Raw genomic sequence first — 4,670 nt, 5'->3', positions numbered from 1 at the left:
GGGGCTCAACGCCAGCAAAAAGCCGGCGAGTGCTCGCCGAAGCGGAGAAGGTTTTCGGGGACTGTTCGAGATGCATCCATCCGCCAGCTACTGCACCACCTACACGTACAATAATTCTGTCACATACATTTGACAGTGTGTCGGTGGCTCGTGGAACCCCGAAATCGGGGGACAACTCACACTGTGTGCCGTTTCTCCTCGATACGTTCCGCGGGGTCGAGACGGTAAAGCACCGTACCGTCAGACATCCGCGAGGAAGTTCGCGATGACATCGTGGCCGGCAGCGGTCAGCACCGATTCGGGGTGGAACTGGACGCACTCGATGGGATGTTCGCGGTGGCGGACCCCCATCACCAACTCCTCGCCATCGTGGTCGGTCGTCGCCGTCACGTCGAAACACGCCGGTACCTCGAGGGCGACGAGCGAGTGGTATCGGCCGGCCTGGAAACCATCCTCGAGCCCTGCGTACACCCCCTCGCCGTCGTGGTCGACGGGGAACGCCTTGCCGTGTATGGGTTCCGGTGCCCGACCGACCGACCCGCCGTACTCGTAGACGGCCGCTTCGAGACCGAGACAGACGCCGAGCGTCGGCACCTCGGGACTCACCTCCCGGAGCACCTCCAGTGTCACCCCCACGTCCCGGTCGTTCTTCGGATGACCCGGCCCCGGCGAGATGATAATCGCATCGGGGTCGACCGCACGGACCTCCTCCAGGGACGCCGTGTTCCGCAACACCTCGACTTCGGTGTCGTCGTGTTGGCTGACGTACTCCACGAGGTTGTAGGTGAACGAATCGAAGTTGTCGATAAAGAGGACGCGCGTCATCGCGGAACCTCCTCGGGAGCGACCTCGATGCGCTCTAAGGCGGCGAGGACGCCGTCCATCTTCTTTTCGGTCTCCTCGTACTCGCTTTCGGGGTCCGAATCGGCGACGATACCCGCACCCGCCTGTACCGTGATGCGGTCGGACCCACCCTCGCCGACGCCGTCTTCGACCGTCGCCGTCCGAATGACAATGGCGAAGTCCGCATCCCCCGTCCAGGAGTAATAACCCACGCCGCCGCCGTAGACGCCGCGTGGCTTCCGTTCGAGGTCGTCGATTATCTCCATCGCCCGTATCTTCGGCGCCCCCGAGAGCGTTCCGGCCGGGAACGCCGCCCGCGTCGCGTCGAAGGCATCGCAGTCGGCGGCGAGCGTCCCCGTCACCGTCGATTCGATGTGCTGGACGTGGCTGTACTTCAGGACGTTCATGAACTCCTCGACGCGGACGCTGCCGGCCTCACCGACCCGGCGGACATCGTTGCGTGCCAAATCGACGAGCATCGTGTGTTCGGCCCGCTCCTTGTCGTCTGCGAGCATCTCGCCGGCCAGCCGTCGGTCCTCGACCGGACTGGTGCCGCGGGCGCACGTCCCCGCGATGGGGTTGCTCATCACTTCACGACCCCGGACGGACACCAGCGTCTCCGGGGAGGCGCCGACGACCGCGAGGTCGTCGTAATCGAGGACGTACATGTACGGCGAGGGGTTGATTTCCCGGAGCGCCTCGTACAGACCCAGTGGGTCGATTTCGCCGTCGAGTTCCCGCGTTCGGGAGATGACACCCTGATAGATGTCGCCGTCGAGGACGTGCTCTTTGGCCGTCCGGACCGCGGCCTCGTAGTCGGCTTTCGGTCCGGCACGCTCGGCGACGGGCCGGTAGCCGCCCGTCGTCAACTCCTCGGCGTCGGCGAGCAGCGACTCGACGCGGTCGACTTCCGCACGGATGCGGTCGTAGACAGCACCGGGGTCGTCGCCCTCACGAACCACCGGGGTAAACACCAACTCGACGGTGCCGGCGGCGTCGTCGAAGACGACCGTCTTCGTGGTGAGGACGAACTGCGCGTCGGGAAACCGCGAATCCGGTCGGTCGATGCCGACCTCGTCCAACCAGAGGTCGTACACCGCGTCGTAGGCGAGAAAGCCAACGAGGCCGCCCTGTAACTGCTGTCGTTCGGTGTCGGGGAAGTTTCGCAACGGAACGTCGGGCAGGGATTCATGGAGTTTGGCGACCGTATCGCCGCCGTTGGTGTCCAGCAGTCCCTCGTAACGGTCGTCCATCACGTCGACCGAGGCCTCACCGTCGACGGTGACGACCGCGGCAGGGTCGTAGCCGACGAAGGAGTACCGGGCGTGGCGGTCGGCGCCGTGACCTGCGGTAAACGCGCCGTCGGGGTCGCTGGAGGCGACCTTCTCGGCGCTCTCCAAGAGGAAGGCGTGGTCGGCGCCGTCGGCATCGGTCGTCCGGCCCGTCAGCGCCGCGTACGCCACGAGCGGTTCCGGCGTCACGTCGAGTTCCTCCACCGCCCGGACGACGACCGGCCCCTCCTCTGCGAGCGCAACGAACTCGTCTTTCGAAATCACGGTCGCCCCCCTGCGGCTCGGACGAACGCCGAAACCGCGGCGGTGTCCTTCCGTCCCGGGTCACTCTCGACGCCGCTTGCGACATCGACGCCGAACGGACGGACGGTTTCGACTGCCGCCGCGACGTTGTCGGGCGTCAACCCGCCCGCCAGTACGACCGGCGACTCCAGCGTCTCGACGAGTTCTCGCGTCCGTTCCCAGTCGTGAGTCTCCCCGGTCCCGCCAGCCCCGTCGCTGTCGAGGGAATCGACCAACAGTGCGTCGGCGACGGTGTCGTAGGCAGGGGCCGATTCGGGGGAGACGGCCTTCACGACGTCGCCGTGGATTTTCGCCGAGAGAAAGGCAAGGTCGCCGGGCGTCAGTTCACCGTGGACCTGAACCACATCGGGCTGAATACGAGACGCGAGTGCGACGGTCTCCTCCGGCGTTTCGGGCATCGTCACGAGCACCGTCGTCACGAACGGCGGTGCGGCCCGAGACAGTTCGACGGCCCGCTTTGCGGTAATTTCACGCGGCGTGTCGACGGACACGTCGACGATGAAGCCGACGGCGTCGGCACCGGCCTCGACCACCGCATCGAGGTCCTCGTGGGTCGTCGTCCCACAGACTTTCACGCGCGTCATGGCTCGAACTCCCGCAGCGAGTCGAGTTGGGCGGCAGCGGCCCCGGAATCGATGGACTCGCGTGCGGCGTCGACGCCCGCCTCGAGGCTGTCGGCCTCTCCGGAGACGTAGATAGCAGCCCCAGCGTTGGCGAGGATAATGTCGCGTTTCGCACCATCGACGTCGCCTTCGAGGATGCCGCGCATGTCCGCAGCGTTCTCGGTCGGCGAGCCACCGCCGACCGCCGAGAGGTCGTAGGTACCGACACCGAAGTCGTCGGGCGTGACCGTGTACTCGGTCACGTTGCCGCCGTCGACTTCCGCGACGGTCGATTCGCCGTGGACGCCGATTTCGTCGAGGCCGGCGCCGTGGACGACGAGCGCGCGCTCGACCGCCATCTGCGAGAGCGCATCGGCCAACACGGGGACGAGAGCCTCGTCGTAGACGCCGACGACCTGTGCGTCCGCACCGGCCGGGTTCGTCAGCGGCCCGAGAACGTTGAATATCGTCCGCATTCCGAGTTCCTTCCGGGGGCCGATGACCGCCTTCATCGCCGGGTGGAACACGGGAGCGAGCATGAACCCCATCCCGGTCTCCTCGATGCACTGCTCGACGGCCGGCGGTTCGGCGTCGATGGTGACGCCGATTTCCTCCAGTACGTCCGCGCTTCCCGACGACGACGACACCGAGTAGTTGCCGTGTTTCGCGACGGGGACGCCGGCACCCGCGACGACGAAGGAACTGGTCGTCGAGACGTTGATGGTGTCGTGGCCGTCGCCGCCCGTTCCGCAGGTGTCGACGAGCGGTTCGCGGTCGGGGTCGATGCGTCGGGCCGCATCCCGCATTCCCTGTGCGAACCCGGCGATTTCCGCTTCCGTCTCGCCTTTTGTGCGCAGTCCCGCCAACAGCGCACCGATTTGTGCCTCCGTCGCCCCTTCGAAGACCGCCGTTGCGGCATCCCGTGCGTCCGCCATCGAAAGGTCTTCGCCGTCAGTGACTCGTCGAATATACTCTTTCATTATGAACACCGATGACCAATTTTGCGTTATAATGTACAAATCAGTACACCAGTATAAGGCTGTCGCTACAGCGGACGCTCGTCGGTGAAAAGAACGGAGCTGCCGAATCGAGAAGAACCGAAGCGAGAGCCTATTCGCCAGTCGGTGCGGGGATGGCGGGCGGCTTCTTGAACTGCGGGAGGCCGCGCGTGCCCGGCTGGCACTCCTCGCCGTCGCAGTCCATCACGACACCGAGGCGCGTCCCGAGCAACTCCACGTTCGTCTCCGCCATGGCCGTACTCCCGCCGTCGTGATACCGGACGCGCGGGTCGACCGTGTAATCCTTCTCGCCGTCGTTGACCGTCAGTTCCGCGTCGGCGTCACCGAACTCCGAGGTGGCGAGACCACCCACGACACCGGAGACGGCCGGACCCTCACCGGACTCGTTGGCCGTCACGTCGAAGACGACAACGCCGACTGCACCGTCACGGAACTGACCATACCGCTGGGGCGTTGCGCTGGCACCGGGGTCGCTCGGCGGGTTCTGCGGGTCAACCGAGGGGTCGTTGGGGTCCTGGACCTCACACTGGTTCGGCGTCGCACCGAAGACGATTGCCGCAGCAACTTCCGGCGTAATCAAGTTCGTCGGCACGCCCGGCGGCTGGGCCTGC

The 4,670-nt window shown here is 66.0% G+C and carries 5 protein-coding genes; all 5 read right to left on the bottom strand.

From position 1 onward, the window contains the following. Positions 1–240: 240 nt before the first annotated feature. Positions 241–825 (bottom strand): anthranilate synthase component II, encoded by a 585-nt coding sequence (gene trpG / locus GJ631_RS18195; protein WP_156710508.1) that lies wholly within the window; start codon positions 823–825, stop codon positions 241–243. After that, positions 822–2,399: an anthranilate synthase component I gene (gene trpE, locus GJ631_RS18190; RefSeq protein ID WP_370518737.1), complete on the bottom strand. Its 1,578-nt coding sequence runs from the start codon at positions 2,397–2,399 to the stop codon at positions 822–824. The genes trpG and trpE overlap by 4 nt, the downstream gene beginning before the upstream one ends. Further along, positions 2,396–3,022, bottom strand: a complete 627-nt coding sequence (locus tag GJ631_RS18185; protein WP_156710507.1) for a phosphoribosylanthranilate isomerase — start codon at positions 3,020–3,022, stop codon at positions 2,396–2,398. Before GJ631_RS18185 ends, trpE begins: the two co-directional genes overlap by 4 nt. Continuing rightward, the gene (gene trpD, locus GJ631_RS18180) at positions 3,019–4,020 is read right to left on the bottom strand and encodes an anthranilate phosphoribosyltransferase (RefSeq protein ID WP_156710506.1); all 1,002 of its coding nucleotides are present in this window, start codon (positions 4,018–4,020) and stop codon (positions 3,019–3,021) included. Before trpD ends, GJ631_RS18185 begins: the two co-directional genes overlap by 4 nt. Positions 4,021–4,150: 130 nt before the next feature. Continuing rightward, positions 4,151–4,670 (bottom strand): hypothetical protein (locus GJ631_RS18825; RefSeq protein ID WP_197425199.1); only part of this gene is annotated, 520 nt, incomplete at its 5' end.

The organism is Natronomonas sp. CBA1123, from assembly GCF_009741925.1.
GTDB lineage: Archaea > Halobacteriota > Halobacteria > Halobacteriales > Haloarculaceae > Natronomonas.
Note: the sequence above shows the minus strand (reverse complement) of the source record. Positions and strands in the feature narration are given on the sequence as shown.